This is a genomic window from Maritalea myrionectae (assembly GCF_003433515.1).
Lineage (GTDB): Bacteria > Pseudomonadota > Alphaproteobacteria > Rhizobiales > Devosiaceae > Maritalea > Maritalea myrionectae.
In genome coordinates this window covers 3,304,919-3,317,808 of sequence record NZ_CP021330.1, presented here as the reverse complement: position 1 = coordinate 3,317,808, position 12,890 = coordinate 3,304,919, and the positions used below count along the sequence as shown (strand labels likewise).

At 51.2% G+C, this 12,890-nt stretch carries 15 protein-coding genes, 1 tRNA gene and 1 pseudogene; 10 read left to right on the top strand and 7 right to left on the bottom strand.

Going from position 1 to position 12,890, the window contains the following annotated elements:
• The first annotated feature begins 41 nt into the window (after positions 1–41).
• On the top strand, positions 42–2,036 hold the full coding sequence (locus MXMO3_RS16660; RefSeq protein WP_117396618.1) for a methyl-accepting chemotaxis protein: 1,995 nt from the start codon (positions 42–44) through the stop codon (positions 2,034–2,036).
• Between the two features lie 128 nt (positions 2,037–2,164).
• Here MXMO3_RS16660 and MXMO3_RS16655 read toward each other — a convergent pair.
• Positions 2,165–2,251 (bottom strand) — tRNA-Leu (locus tag MXMO3_RS16655).
• A gap of 184 nt (positions 2,252–2,435) precedes the next feature.
• Here MXMO3_RS16655 and MXMO3_RS16650 point away from each other — a divergent pair.
• A complete protein-coding gene (locus MXMO3_RS16650) occupies positions 2,436–3,416 on the top strand; it encodes a complex I NDUFA9 subunit family protein (RefSeq protein WP_027834242.1) in 981 nt (326 codons plus the stop codon).
• 3 nt (positions 3,417–3,419) lie between these two features.
• Here MXMO3_RS16650 and MXMO3_RS16645 read toward each other — a convergent pair whose 3' ends face one another.
• A complete protein-coding gene (locus tag MXMO3_RS16645) occupies positions 3,420–3,848 on the bottom strand; it encodes a MarR family winged helix-turn-helix transcriptional regulator (protein WP_205468045.1) in 429 nt (142 codons plus the stop codon).
• Positions 3,849–3,945: 97 nt separating this feature from the next.
• On the opposite strand from MXMO3_RS16645, the gene MXMO3_RS16640 reads away from it, so the two are divergent.
• The gene (locus tag MXMO3_RS16640) at positions 3,946–4,602 is read left to right on the top strand and encodes a glutathione S-transferase family protein (RefSeq protein WP_117396617.1); all 657 of its coding nucleotides are present in this window, start codon (positions 3,946–3,948) and stop codon (positions 4,600–4,602) included.
• Positions 4,603–4,640: 38 nt separating this feature from the next.
• On the opposite strand, the gene MXMO3_RS16635 is transcribed toward MXMO3_RS16640, so the two are convergent.
• Positions 4,641–5,450: an undecaprenyl-diphosphate phosphatase gene (locus MXMO3_RS16635; protein WP_036221043.1), complete on the bottom strand. Its 810-nt coding sequence runs from the start codon at positions 5,448–5,450 to the stop codon at positions 4,641–4,643.
• Between the two features lie 136 nt (positions 5,451–5,586).
• On the opposite strand from MXMO3_RS16635, the gene MXMO3_RS16630 reads away from it, so the two are divergent.
• The 3 genes from MXMO3_RS16630 to MXMO3_RS16620 are packed head-to-tail and all read left to right on the top strand — an operon-like array spanning position 5,587 to position 8,252.
• Positions 5,587–6,264: a glutathione S-transferase family protein gene (locus MXMO3_RS16630; RefSeq protein WP_245985770.1), complete on the top strand. Its 678-nt coding sequence runs from the start codon at positions 5,587–5,589 to the stop codon at positions 6,262–6,264.
• A gap of 3 nt (positions 6,265–6,267) precedes the next feature.
• Positions 6,268–7,401 (top strand): tRNA epoxyqueuosine(34) reductase QueG, encoded by a 1,134-nt coding sequence (queG, locus tag MXMO3_RS16625; RefSeq protein WP_117396616.1) that lies wholly within the window; start codon positions 6,268–6,270, stop codon positions 7,399–7,401.
• On the top strand, positions 7,398–8,252 hold the full coding sequence (locus MXMO3_RS16620) for an SDR family oxidoreductase (RefSeq protein WP_205468044.1): 855 nt from the start codon (positions 7,398–7,400) through the stop codon (positions 8,250–8,252). Before queG ends, MXMO3_RS16620 begins: the two co-directional genes overlap by 4 nt.
• On the opposite strand, the gene MXMO3_RS16615 is transcribed toward MXMO3_RS16620, so the two are convergent.
• Entirely contained in the window at positions 8,227–9,000 is a 774-nt protein-coding gene (locus tag MXMO3_RS16615) for an alpha/beta hydrolase (protein ID WP_117396614.1), read from the bottom strand. The two genes, MXMO3_RS16620 and MXMO3_RS16615, sit on opposite strands and share 26 nt — an antisense overlap.
• 139 nt (positions 9,001–9,139) lie before the next feature.
• Between MXMO3_RS16615 and infC the strand changes: the two genes are divergently transcribed.
• On the top strand, positions 9,140–9,685 hold the full coding sequence (gene infC / locus MXMO3_RS16610; RefSeq protein WP_036221454.1) for a translation initiation factor IF-3: 546 nt from the start codon (positions 9,140–9,142) through the stop codon (positions 9,683–9,685).
• A gap of 41 nt (positions 9,686–9,726) precedes the next feature.
• Here infC and MXMO3_RS16605 read toward each other — a convergent pair whose 3' ends face one another.
• The 3 genes and pseudogenes from MXMO3_RS16605 to MXMO3_RS19120 form a co-directional block, all read right to left on the bottom strand.
• Positions 9,727–10,290 (bottom strand): hypothetical protein, encoded by a 564-nt coding sequence (locus tag MXMO3_RS16605; RefSeq protein ID WP_117396613.1) that lies wholly within the window; start codon positions 10,288–10,290, stop codon positions 9,727–9,729.
• Positions 10,262–10,945, bottom strand: coding sequence for a hypothetical protein (locus tag MXMO3_RS16600; RefSeq protein WP_245985769.1), 684 nt, complete (start codon positions 10,943–10,945; stop codon positions 10,262–10,264). The genes MXMO3_RS16605 and MXMO3_RS16600 overlap by 29 nt, the downstream gene beginning before the upstream one ends.
• A gap of 12 nt (positions 10,946–10,957) precedes the next feature.
• A pseudogene (locus MXMO3_RS19120) lies at positions 10,958–11,209 on the bottom strand (phage minor head protein); the annotation flags it as partial.
• A 150-nt stretch (positions 11,210–11,359) separates the two neighbouring features.
• Between MXMO3_RS19120 and MXMO3_RS16595 the strand changes: the two are divergent.
• The 3 genes from MXMO3_RS16595 (at position 11,360) to MXMO3_RS16585 (ending at position 12,749) form a co-directional block, all read left to right on the top strand.
• Entirely contained in the window at positions 11,360–11,785 is a 426-nt protein-coding gene (locus tag MXMO3_RS16595; protein WP_117396611.1) for a response regulator transcription factor, read from the top strand.
• Positions 11,786–11,869: 84 nt separating this feature from the next.
• Entirely contained in the window at positions 11,870–12,406 is a 537-nt protein-coding gene (locus MXMO3_RS16590; protein WP_117396610.1) for a DUF4199 domain-containing protein, read from the top strand.
• A gap of 7 nt (positions 12,407–12,413) precedes the next feature.
• Complete coding sequence (locus MXMO3_RS16585) at positions 12,414–12,749, top strand: VOC family protein (RefSeq protein WP_027834230.1); 336 nt, start codon at positions 12,414–12,416, stop codon at positions 12,747–12,749.
• Positions 12,750–12,890 lie beyond the last annotated feature (141 nt).

Genomic DNA, 12,890 nt, shown 5'->3' with positions numbered 1-12,890 from the left:
TTATTCGCCAAGCTTTGTAACTATTTGTCTCGGAGACAAACATGCTTAAGCTAAAAATATCAGCGCGCATCTACGCTTTGGTCGCGCTTTCTTTGTTGACCGCTGGTGTCCTTGCCTATGTCGGCATTTCCAATATCATCGAAACCCGCACAAATCTGCGCGCTCAAGAGTTGAGTTCGATCACGGATTCAGCGGTTGGCATTTTGCAAGGCAGCTATGATCGTGTTGAAGCTGGCGAAGTGGAAAAAGACGCGGCCCTCACGGCTGCGCTGCGTGCCATTGAAGACATCCGATATCGCGGCAATGAATATATGTTTGTGGTCGACACAGAGGGTGTGATGGTGATGCACCCGTTTGCCAAGGCATTGGTGGGTGGCAATCAATTGGAAATGAAAGATGCCAATGGCAAAGAGATCTTCCGAGACATGATTGATCTGGCGACCAAAGAGGGCGCAGGCTATCTTCAATATGTGTGGCCACGCGGCGCGGAAAAAACGCCCGTCGATAAGAACAGCTATGTGCACTATTTCGAGCCTTGGGGCCTGATTGTGGGTACCGGTATCTATATCGATGATTTGCGCGCAGCCAACCAGCAAACATTGCTCAGCCAACTTGGCATCACAGCTGCAATTGCGGGCATCCTATTTCTGGTGGCCTTCTTCATCGCCCGTTCTATCACGAAGCCCGTTACCCGCCTGACCAATGTGATGGGTACGATTGCGGCCGGCGAGCATGATGTTGATGTGGACGGCACAGACCGGACCGATGAAATCGGCGAAATGGCGCGCGCTGTTGAAGTGTTCCGCGAAAATGGCGCACGCGTTGCCAATTTGAGCAACGAAGAACTTGAGCGCCAAGAAAAGGCACAGCAAGAGCGCGCCCAAATGATGCAAGAGCTGCAAGCAGCCTTCGGCGAAGTTGTGGATGCTGCAACCCATGGTGACTTTACAAATCGTGTTGATTTGCAATTCCCCGATAAAGAACTGAATGCGTTGGGCGAAAGCGTGAACCGATTGGTGGAAACCGTCGAGCGCGGATTGGACGAGACCGGTTCTGTGTTGGCGTCGCTGGCCAAAACTGACCTGACCCAACGGGTGACCGGGCAATATGATGGCGCCTTTGAAAAGCTAAAACGCGACACCAATGAAGTGGCGGACAGATTGACCGAAATTGTTTCGCAATTGCGGACAACATCAGGCGGCCTGAAAACGGCAACCAGTGAAATCCTTGAAGGGGCAAACGATTTGAGCGAGCGCTCAACGCGTCAGGCCGCAACCATCGAGGAAACCTCAGCCGCCATGGAACAATTGTCTGGCACCGTTGCTGACAACGCGAAAAAAGCACAAGAAGCAACGGAAAAAACCGCGCACGCTTCGCGGTTGGCTTCAGAAGGTGGCGATGCCATGACTGAGGCAACCAAAGCGATGGAGCGCATCACTTCATCTTCCGCCAAAATCTCGAATATTATTGGCCTGATTGATGACATTGCGTTCCAAACCAATTTGCTGGCATTGAACGCATCGGTCGAGGCCGCGCGGGCTGGCGAAGCAGGCAAAGGCTTTGCTGTTGTGGCGATTGAAGTGCGGCGTTTGGCCCAAAGTGCGGCAGAGGCATCGGGCGAAGTTAAGCAATTGATCGAGCAAAGCGCACATGAAGTGTCGGACGGCAGCAAGCTGGTCACTGACGCCTCAAGCAAACTCGAAGACATGTTGGTTGCCGTGCGGGACAATGCGCAATTGATGGCCGACATCGCGCAAGCCTCAAATGATCAATCTTCAGCGATTGGTGAAGTGAGCACCGCCGTGCATCAAATGGACGAGATGACCCAACACAATGCCGCACTGGTTGAAGAAACCAACGCAGCGATTGAGCAAACCGAAGCCCAAGCCTCCGAGCTTGATCGCATCGTTGAAGTGTTCAAATTAGTGGGCAATGCCAATGCAGGCCAGAGCATGCAGGCGGCAAAGCCCGCTGCGAAGCCAGCTTTGGCCACTCAGGGCAATGCGGCTCTTCAAGAAGAATGGTCTGAGTTTTAAACTCATTGCGGCCAATTGTCGGCCGCAACATATCTAATCAGCAAAGGCTGTAGGCGACCAAAAGTGGCCTGCAGCCTTTCGCATTTCAGCAGCTGGGTGCTGAAAAAATAACAATGCGATTAGGGAATTGGTGCCCTGGAGAAGACTCGAACTTCCACTTCCATACAGAAACTAGCACCTGAAGCTAGCGCGTCTACCAATTCCGCCACCAGGGCACGACAGCGATGAGAACTAAAAGGCGCTTGTAGATTTGTCAATTGCCTTGTTGCCCTTATATAATTTTTCCTTTGAATCCGGGTGCCATTCGGTCTCGACAATCGGCCATACGCGGGTTAATGAAGGGGTCAAGATCGATATTGCGCCGCAAAAAGCAGGCGCCAGCACCGAGGTTTTGAAGAAATGGGCAAACACGCACCAAAATTGGTCACGATTTTCGGCGGCTCAGGTTTTGTTGGGCGGCAATTGGTTCAGCATTTGGCAAAAAAAGGCTATCGCATCCGCGTGGCGGTGCGCCGTCCAGATCTAGCCGGTGATGTACGACCTTTGGGCGCAGTGGGGCAAATTCACCCGGTGCAAGCCAATGTACGCGACATGCCGTCGGTTGAGCGCGCGGTTGCTGGTGCGGATATCGTGATCAATTTGACTGGCATTCTGTTTGAAAGCGGTAAGCAGAAGTTCCAAGCTGTGCAAACCAATGGTGCAAAGAATGTGGCTGAAGCGGCTAAAGCCGCAGGGGCCTCACAATTGGTGCATATGTCTGCCTTGGGTGCGGATGCGGAAAGCGAAAGCGATTATGCCCGGTCCAAAGCACTGGGCGAGCAAGCAGTGCTGAAAGCCTTCCCCCAAGCGATCATCATTCGTCCATCGATTATTTTTGGTTCGGAAGACGGGTTCTTCAATATGTTTGGCGCTTTGGCGCGCTTGTCACCTGTGCTGCCTTTGGTGGGCGGCAACACCAAGATGCAACCCATCTATGTGGGTGACGTGGCTGACGCATTTGACGTGGCGGCAGAAGGTGGCGTGAAGGGCGGCAAAATCTATGAGATTGGCGGCCCGACTGTTGAAACCATGAAAGAGCTTTTGCAGCGTCTATTGCGCGAAATCGAGCGCAAAAATTTGCTGCTGCCGATTCCAACACCAATTGCCAAAGCCATCGGCTGGGTGATGCAGATTTTGCCAAATCCAATGCTAACTGTGGATCAGGTGAAATTGCTGCAGCATGACAATGTGGTGAGCGAAGAAGCGAAAAAGCAAAAGCGCACATTGAAAGCATTTGGCATTGAGCCAAAGACCATGGCGGCGATCATGCCAACTTATGTGTGGCGCTTTATGAAGCATGGTCAGTTCGATCGGCGCACGGAGCCATTGCAGCGCGACTAGGCTTTACCGCAATTTATTGAGCAATTGGGCAAGTGTGGCACGTTCATCCTTGCCCAATTTTTTTTGCATCAATTCATCCAAACATTTTTCATAAATGACCCACATGCGCGCGCGCATGTCTTTGCCCTTTGGCGTGATAACCGCGCGGCAGCCGCGTCGATCCTCATCGCATACGACCCGGTCAATCAAATCCGCGTTCACCAGCCGATCCAAAAGGCGCGAGGTTTGATATTGCGGCAACAGCAATTGCGGGATCAGCGCATTGGGGCGAATGCCATCTTCCCCTGCTTTTTCAATTTCCCACAATGCATCATACCAGCTGAGGCTGGGGAGATCCGCTTTCTTGAAGGCGGCTTCCACCTGCTCAATCAATGTGCGGCTGGTGATATGCAGGCTTTGCCACGCTTGGGTGGTCTCATTATCTATGCTCATGCCCAACATCTAGCATTTATATGCAAATGCATCAATATTGACAAAGGTGTTAGTTTCGATTTATATGCATTTGCATTTAAATTCGAAAGGAGACGCCATGTCTTTGAAGCTGGTCAGTCATTATTTGTGCCCCTATGTGCAACGCGCCATCATTGCGCTCAGCGAAAAGCAGGTGCCATTTGAAAAAGAATATATCGATCTGGGCGACAAGCCGGATTGGTTCGTGAAGAAATCACCTTTGGGCAAAACGCCGCTATTGATCGCCGATGATGCAGCGATTTTTGAATCAGCGGTGATTGTTGAATATTTGGAAGATACTCAGAAAAATCCGCTGCACCCGGCAGATGCGCTGGAGCGGGCGCAACACCGCGCGTGGGTGGAATTTGGCTCCTCGATCCTTAGCGATATTGCAGGGCTTTATAGCGCAAAAGACAAAGTAGGCTTCGATCAGCAAATCGCCAAGATCAAGGACAAGTTTGCCCGACTGGAACCTGTTTTGGGTGATGGTCCATTTTTCGCGGGCGAGAAGTTCAGCGTCGTCGATGCCTCGTTCGGCCCGATCTTCCGCTATTTTGACGTGTTTGATGAGATCGAGGATTTTGGCTTTTTTGTCGATCTGCCAAAGGTGCGTGCATGGCGCACAGCACTAACAGAGCGCCCATCAGTGATGAACGCTGTGGCGCCACAATATCCGGCCCAATTGCGTAGTTTTTTGAAAAAGCGCGACAGCTATATCTCGACGAAAATTCACTAAAACGAATAAGGCGGCTTAGCCGCCTCATTCATCTTCGATTAAAACTGAACGACAAAGATCAGTCCCAAAATACCAACAATAATGCGCCACCATCCAAAGATGGAAAAGCCAAATTTTGACACAAAATCGAGCAAATAGCGCACCACAATCGCCCCCACCACAAAGGCTGCGGCAAAGCCGACGGCAATGTTCAAACCCGCATCCAGCGTGATTACATCAATATTTTTATAAAGATCGTAGCCGAAGGCCCCGGTCATGATCGGCAGGGCGATAAAAAAGGTGAATTCCGCCGCAGAGCGCTTGTCCGTGCCCATCAACATGGACCCCACAATGGTCGCGCCCGAACGGGAAACGCCGGGCACCAGCGCCAGCATCTGAAAAATGCCAATGCCAAAACAAAGTTTGAGCGGATAATGATAAATATCATCATATTTCGGCTCCAGCTTCAGCCGATCGACAATGATCAAAATGATGCCACCAGTGATCAACATGGTGCAAATGATCAAGGGGGCGTTGTAAAGCACGGACTTGATATAGCCGTGCAACAGCACCCCAGCCAAGGCCGCAGGCACAGATGCCAGCAACACGCCCGCCGCGAATCGCAGCGCATATTTTTCACCCTTGAAAAAGTCGCGCACCAATTGCAGTAATTTGCCAAAATAGATGGTGATGATGGCCAGGATCGCACCAAGCTGAATCAAGACTTCAAATGTACGGCCCGGATTTTCAAAACCGAGCCATTCGCCCAGTAACAGGATATGCGCAGTGGAGGAGACAGGTAAAAATTCCGTCAGTCCTTCAACAATGCCCAAGATGAGGGGCACAAAAATGCCTTGATCGGGGTTCATGAAATCTCCTCAGTGATGCTTTTTGGGGAACAAATTAAGCTTGATGTCCTTATCTTGCCTTAACGCATTTCATTTCATTGGCCAATCGCATAAAATCGGCGCAAATTTGGCTACGCGCTAAACAAAGAGGTAATTCGTGTCTGCACCAACATTGCTGCATTATGTTTTGGACCCCTATTCGAGGCTCATCCGCTTAATGTGCGCTGAATATGGCTTTGATGTGGAACTCAAAGAGGTGAAGCCCTGGCGGCGCGAAGAAGAATTTTTGGCCATCAATCCTGCTGCTGAAACACCTGTTTTGCAGGCAGAGGGCAAATTGGCCATCGTTGGTGTTTCTGCCGTGATGATGTTTATCGAGGAAAACACGGAGACCGGTCTGCCGCTCCTGCCTCATAACGTGGTCGATCGGGCGGAGACACGACGCTTGCTTGATTGGGCATTGTTCAAATTCTCAGATGATGTGTCGCGCTATATTGTTGAAGAGAAATTCGTCAAAAACGATATGAAGGGCCAAACCCCCGACACAAATGTGTTGCGGGTGGCGCGGATTAACCGCGCAGAGCATTTGGCCTATTTCGATTATTTATTGTCCACGCGCAAATGGTTGGCGGGCGAAGAATTGACCCTGGCTGATTTTGCCTTTGCTGCACAAATCTCAACCCTTGATTATCTTTCCGAAATGCCTTGGGACGATGTTCAGGAGGTCAAAGAATGGTATCAACGCCTGAAGTCTCGACCCGCCTTTAGAACTTTGTTGGCCGATCGGGTGCTGGGCATGCCCGCCTCCTCGACATATGCTGACCTCGACTTTTAACCCGTGACCCAATCGGCTGAAAAACTGCGTCAAACAATTGAGGCACGCGCCCGCGATCTGGGGTTTGTCAGCTTTGGTGTCGCGCAGGCCAACGGGCATCCTGAAGCACCTGAACGGCTGAATGAAGCGCTGGCGCGTGACTTTCACGGGGACATGCACTGGCTCAAAGACACGCTGGACCGCCGGACAAGCCCACAACATATGTGGCCCGAGGCCAAATCTGCCCTCGTGTTGGGGTATAATTATGGGCCGGATCAAAACCCGCTCGACCAATTGGACGACACGGAAAACGGACTGATCTCCGTTTACGCCCGTCACCGCGATTACCACGACATCATCAAAGGCAAGCTGAAAGAGATCGCTGGCCTGTTGGCACGGCAGGGTAACTGCGAGGTCAAAGTGTTTGTCGATACGGCACCGCTGATGGAAAAGCCGCTGGGCGAACAGGCCGGCATCGGTTGGCAGGGCAAGCACACCGTTTTGGTCAGCCGCGACCATGGCTGCTGGTTGTTTCTCGGCACGATTCTCACGGATATGGAATTTGCGCCAGATGCGGCGGGCACGGACCGTTGTGGCAATTGCCGCCGCTGCTTGGATGTCTGTCCCACAAACGCTTTCCCAGCGCCCTATCAACTGGATGCGCGGCGTTGCATTGCCTATCTGACCAATGAATATAAGGGCATCATTCCGGTTGAATTTCGCAAACCTATCGGCAACCGCATTTATGGCTGCGACGATTGCTTGGCCGTGTGCCCATGGAACAAGTTTGCGTCCGTGGCGCGCGATGAAAAATTGCGCAGCCGCGAGGATTTGCGCGCGCCATCTTTAGTGGAGCTGGCCAAATTTGACGATGCCGATTTCCGCGCCTTTTTCAAAGGATCGCCCATCAAACGGCTAGGGCGCGACGCCTTTATCCGCAATGTGTTGATCGCCTTGGGCAATGCGCCACGCAAAGATGACATTGTCGCCGCCATCAAACCGCATTTAAGCGACGAAAGCGCGCTCGTGCGTGCGGCGGCCGTGTGGGCGATTGATCAACATTACGACAGTGAAGCGTTTGACCAACTGCGCCAAGCCCATTATCCATCAGAAAACGATCACGATGTTTGTGCAGAATGGGACCGGACCGCACCATGAAAATGTTTATCTTTGGCCTTGGATATTCGGCTCAACATATCGCGAGGGCCTTCCCCGGTGACGTGGTGGGCACGACGCGCTCGGCTGAAAAGCAAGAGAAGCTGGCGAAGAAGGGCTTTGCCGTTGAGCTGTTTGATGGTGAGATCAACCCCGATGTTGCGGCGCATTTGTGCGAGGCAACACATTTGGTGATTTCAGCCAGCCCTTCCGAGGCAGGCGATCCAGTGTTGCCGGCTCTGGGTGATTTGAAATCGACTTGCCCAAGACTGCAATGGGTGGGCTATCTTTCAACCGTCGGTGTTTATGGCGATTTTGACGGTGCATGGATTTCGGAAGACACGCCGCCAACGCCCGTCTCCAAACGCGGCAAATGGCGCGTGGACGCCGAAACCGCCTGGGCTGCGGCCTGCAAAAAAGCGCGCGTCGATTTCGCGATTTTCCGTCTGGCGGGCATATATGGCCCCGGGCGTTCAACATTTGAAAAATTACGCAATGGCAAGTCGCGCCGCATCATTAAACCGGGGCAGGTGTTTAACCGCATTCATGTGGTGGACATCGCGCAAATTGTCTGTGCGGCGGCACAAAAGCGGGCCACAGGCGTTTTCAATGGCGCCGACCATGAGCCGGCCCCACCGCAAACCGTGATCGAATATGCAGCGCAACTGGCCAATTTGCCTTTGCCACCCGAAGAACCGTTCGAAGCAGCGGATATGACGCCCATGGCGCGGTCCTTTTATGGCGACAATAAACGCTGCGGCAACGCGCGTTTGAAAAAGGATTTGGGTGTTACCCTTAAATTCCCCACTTACCGCGAGGGGTTGGAATCTATTCTGACGCAAATGAGCGGATAATGCTTTGCAATAGGGCTAAGTCCTCCGGGCGACTTAGCCGATGATCGCCATCGGGCACCAGCGTAAATCGCGCATCATCATGCAAAAAGTGGCGGTAGATTTCTTGCGCATGGCTTAGAGGGACATCCGGATCTTCGCCACCATGAATAATATGCACCGGCGCGCCTGTTTTCAGTGGCGCATCTAACAGGCTGTTGGCGTTGCCATCTTCCACCAGCTTCTTGGTGTAAATATATGGACCGTCGCCATATCGACTTTCGCGCCGCAATTCACCGTCGCGGTCAAGCTTGGCAAAATCTTCAGGGGCAAATCGCTGCGGCAATAATCGTTTGGTGAAATCGACCCCCGGCGCAATCAGCACCAATGCCTTGGCAGGGGGGTGGCCATGTTCAAGCAAATATTGGTTCAGCAGCAACGCAATCCACGCGCCCATGGAAGAGCCGACAAGAATTTGCGGCCCATCTGCGAACCGTTGATAAACGGCAACGGCATCCGCAAGCCAACTGGAAATGGTCTGATCTCGGAAGTCGCCGGAGGATTGACCATGCGCCGCATAGTCAAAGCGGGTGCTGGCCAACCCCAATTCTTGGGCCAAAGCAGCCATGGCAATTGCTTTTCCACCGCACATATTGGACATAAAGCCGCCAAGCCAAAACAAACCCGGTGTTTGGCCGCCCTGATGGAGCACCGCCAATTTGTGTGTGGAATGTTGATTTTGGTGTTCAATCCAATGGGTTGGCTTTTGCATTTGCTTTTCTTTTTACTCATTAGGTACTATTTTCGCCTCGAGTGTCGAATCTTTGGCTCAAGGTGTTGACTTTGAGGCCATTTGACCAGATTTTATGCGTCGCAACTAATATCTTTTGTCTAAAGAAGGAATTGACACCATTCGTCGTCCACAAAGACCTGTACAACCCCAAAAAGACGGGCCACGCTCTAACCGCGAAATCAATGTACCTGAAGTTCAGCTTATCGATGCTGAAGGGGAAAACCGCGGCGTGGTGAATACACGTGAAGCCATGACCATGGCACAAGATGCCGGTTTGGATCTTGTTGAAATTTCGCCAAATGCGAAGCCGCCAGTTTGTAAGATTCTGGACTTGGGTAAATATAAATACCAAGCACAGAAAAAAGCTGCCGAAGCGCGCAAAAAGCAAAAAGTCATCGACGTCAAAGAAATCAAGATGCGACCGAATACGGACACGCACGACTTTGAGGTTAAGATGCGCAATGTTGTGAAGTTCTTGGAAGGTGGTGACAAAGTGAAGGTCACGATGCGTTTCCGCGGACGTGAAATGGCGCACCAAGAACTCGGCCTGCAGCTTTTGAATCAAGTGCGCGAGCGCGTGCAAGAGATCTCCAAAGTTGAAGCCAAGCCGAAAACCGAAGGTCGCCAGATGATTATGATCCTGGCGCCGACAGCGACAAAATAAAAGACCTTTATCAAGAATGCAAAAGGCTCCTTCGGGAGCCTTTATTTTTCCGGCAAAAACCAGGCGGTGGGACACCGCGCGCGCTGATATTCACGGTTTTTATCCAGAATTAAATAGGTGTAGTGAAGGTTGCCGCCAAATGAGTCAGGCAAGTTGCTGCTTGGTTCGCTGAAGATTTCCTTTTTCTTCGTTTCCCAGTAATGGCGGAATTGATCGGGTTGTTCAGATTCAATAAACAGGCCCACATCCTTGATGTAGATAAAGCGATTAAATTTGCTTTCATCGTCACTAGGATAACTCCCGGCCATTGACTCAAAATCATAAAAACTGATGGTGCCATCGCCACGCCGCAAAATACGCCCATCCGGATATTTGATTGCGATGTCCGCATCAGAACCACCCCCAGCATGCATTTTTGAAAAGACAGTTGCCCGTCCGATCAGTAACCCGTTGGGCATTTCAACACAGAAAAAGCGCTCGGCAATGTTGGTGTAAAGGATCCAAAGCCCCAGCACTGCTGCAAGCAGCACAGCCAAGATCAGACAGCCAATCGCATCATAGTATTCTGGTGAATCGCTATTTCTTGAATCTGCTTGCTGTCCCATCGACATTTACCCTTGCGATGACGGTGCCGCGCCAATTGTCCGTGATTGCGTAAAACTTGCTGCCGGGTATCTCCCGCAAATCTTTCCGTCTGAGACGATGCCACAAAATATCGCCATCTATCTTGGGCAAATGGAGGCGCAGACGCCGCCGCAGCTTCTCCAATGCATCATGCATAATGATTTCATCAGAATGCGGATCAATGTTATTGTCTCTAAGGTAGGCGCCAATATTTAGTGGGTCTCGAAACTCGTCCCATAACTCAAAATTAATTTTGCCTTCAATTTGCAGTTTGTCACCAATCCTTTGGCAGCGGCCGTTGAATTTGCCGCGTATCGTGGTCGTGCCCAAAGAGAAAACGACATCCTTCATCGGGTAAGTCGAACCAAATGGATAGGAAAACGCAACGCCCTCCCTTTCCCACGCTTTGAATTTCCGCGCTTCATCAGCAATTTGACCAGGCAGTCTTGCGGGGTCATCAATGGCTTCTCTGCGATATTCCCGCACCACTTTGACGAGATTGCCCGTATTGCGCAGTCTAATCGCTCGGCCTTTGCCATAGAAATAATGCAGTACATAATCAATGTCGCTCCAGGCGCGTCCATTGTCAGAAACATCATGCAACTTAATCTCAAACTGTTCGGCACTGCTGGGCACATAGGGCACCGCGCGGCAGCGGCAACCAAAACCCTCGCCGGGATGTCCCGTGGGTGGCGGGTTGTCCCATGCAAAAATTTTGCCGTGATTGGCTGCATGTGAGGGGCGGACTTTTTGATCCTGCCGCGTCGTCCAGATATAATAGCCGGAGTGGCGTTGCGCCTTCGTTTTAAGGCTACGCTCAATCGGTGTGCCATAGCGCAAATAATCATTGAAAGCGTTTTTATAGCCAGAAATGTGGCGTTCTAGAAATGGAGAGGGCATCGATAAAATTCTCAAAAAACTGCTATAAATATAACCCTAGGTTAACAAAACCTTTGCGGAATGTAAGGGAATTTATTCCAGCAGCAGTAAGTCTGTGTGTCATAAACTAGGCAAAGCTAAAAAGCTTCGGAAGCAAATGAGGTTGGCGTGATGAGTGGAGCGATATTCAGATATGGCGGTTTGCTGGCGCTGTTTCTGATCTTGCTGGAGTTTTTGCGGCGCAATTCTTACGCCTATTTTTGGCCAGGCGGGCTTTATCCAACCCTGATTGCTTTGATCTTTCTGGTGCTCGGTGGTGTCGGCATGTGGCTTTGGGCGCGGCCCAAATTTGGCATGATGCATCCCACGGCTCCGGTGCGCGACGCGCAGCTTATCGACGCGATCGGGCTGACCGAGCGCGAAACCGATGTGTTGATTTTTCTGGTGCATGGCTACACCAACAAGCAGATCGCCGCGCAATTGAAGGTGGCGCCATCCACCATCAAAACCCATGTAAAGAACATTTTTTCAAAGCTCGATGTGGCCAACCGCACAGAGGCGGCCAGCGAGGCGCGCGCCCTTGGTTTGATTGAATAATGTCCCGCTTCCTCCTTTTGGGGGAGGACAATTGAGCCCTGATCGGTCAAGATAAATCCCGCAAAAACGCTTCTGGGGGAAGAAATGCAAACAATCTTTAAATGGGGCGTCATTGTTGGCGCGGTCATGACCATATTTATGTTCGGCTCATATTTTGTGGTCGCCGGCAATCAAGCGCAAAATATGGGCATAGCGGAAGTTACAGGCTATGTGGGGATGATCGCCGCTCTGGCCATCATTCTTTTCGCCATGCACAAACAGTTTAGTGAGCGAGCTGACAAGCAAAGCCTGTGGCAGCGCATTATATTTGGTGTGGGTATCGCCGTGATCGCTGGCACAATCTTCGCCATATGTGACGTGATCTATACCTTTATGATCAATCCCGGCTTTATGGATGCCTATTTCGAATATTATTTGAGCACACTGCCGGTGCAAGAAGGTCCGGAATATGAGCGCATGGTGGAAGACGCCATGGCGCAACGCGAAATGTTCGCTCAACCCATCATGGTGTTTTTGGTGATGGCAGCAACTGTTTGGATGATCGGGCTTGTGGTTTCAGTGCTGGGCGGGCTTGGCCACTATTTCTGGACAAAATCAAAAATGAACAATCAGGCAATGTGAGGACAAAATGGAACTGGGACGTTTTTCGGTGAGCTTGAATGTCAAAGACATTGAAGTGTCGAAGCAATTTTATCAAAATTTGGGGTTTGAAATCGTCGCTGGCGATCAGGCACAAAACTGGCTGGTGCTGCAAAATGGCGATGCCAAAGTGGGAATTTTCCAAGGCATGTTTGAACAAAACATCATGACGTTCAATCCAAAGGATATAAAACCAATCCACAAAAAGCTGGATGAGATGGGGGTGGACTATTCACGGCAAATGGGAGGTGAGGACTATCCCAAAATGGCCTTGTTCAAAGACCCTGATGGCAATGACATTCTGATTGACCAGCACGACGTGTAAAAACCGCTAAAAGAACAGCGCACAAGGCTTGCATTTTGCACTGTGTGCTCTTATAACCCTCAAGTTCAAGCGGATCGTCCGGCCTGAAAAGGGTATGCCGTGTCGATCCATAATGCTTAAAACCCGCCAAATCCCACCGGG

Bases quoted from the DNA above. Each gene is read 5' to 3' on its own strand.
- MXMO3_RS16590 (WP_117396610.1), top strand. From the start codon at position 11,870: ATGCAAACAATCTTTAAATGGGGCGTCATTGTTGGCGCGGTCATGACC.
- MXMO3_RS16585 (WP_027834230.1), top strand. From the start codon at position 12,414: ATGGAACTGGGACGTTTTTCGGTGAGCTTGAATGTCAAAGACATTGAA.
- MXMO3_RS16615 (WP_117396614.1), bottom strand. From the start codon at position 9,000: ATGCAAAAGCCAACCCATTGGATTGAACACCAAAATCAACATTCCACA.
- MXMO3_RS16660 (WP_117396618.1), top strand. From the start codon at position 42: ATGCTTAAGCTAAAAATATCAGCGCGCATCTACGCTTTGGTCGCGCTT.
- MXMO3_RS16650 (WP_027834242.1), top strand. From the start codon at position 2,436: ATGGGCAAACACGCACCAAAATTGGTCACGATTTTCGGCGGCTCAGGT.
- MXMO3_RS16605 (WP_117396613.1), bottom strand. From the start codon at position 10,290: ATGGGACAGCAAGCAGATTCAAGAAATAGCGATTCACCAGAATACTAT.
- MXMO3_RS16595 (WP_117396611.1), top strand. From the start codon at position 11,360: ATGAGTGGAGCGATATTCAGATATGGCGGTTTGCTGGCGCTGTTTCTG.
- MXMO3_RS16620 (WP_205468044.1), top strand. From the start codon at position 7,398: ATGAAAATGTTTATCTTTGGCCTTGGATATTCGGCTCAACATATCGCG.
- MXMO3_RS16640 (WP_117396617.1), top strand. From the start codon at position 3,946: ATGTCTTTGAAGCTGGTCAGTCATTATTTGTGCCCCTATGTGCAACGC.
- MXMO3_RS16635 (WP_036221043.1), bottom strand. From the start codon at position 5,450: ATGAACCCCGATCAAGGCATTTTTGTGCCCCTCATCTTGGGCATTGTT.
- MXMO3_RS16645 (WP_205468045.1), bottom strand. From the start codon at position 3,848: ATGAGCATAGATAATGAGACCACCCAAGCGTGGCAAAGCCTGCATATC.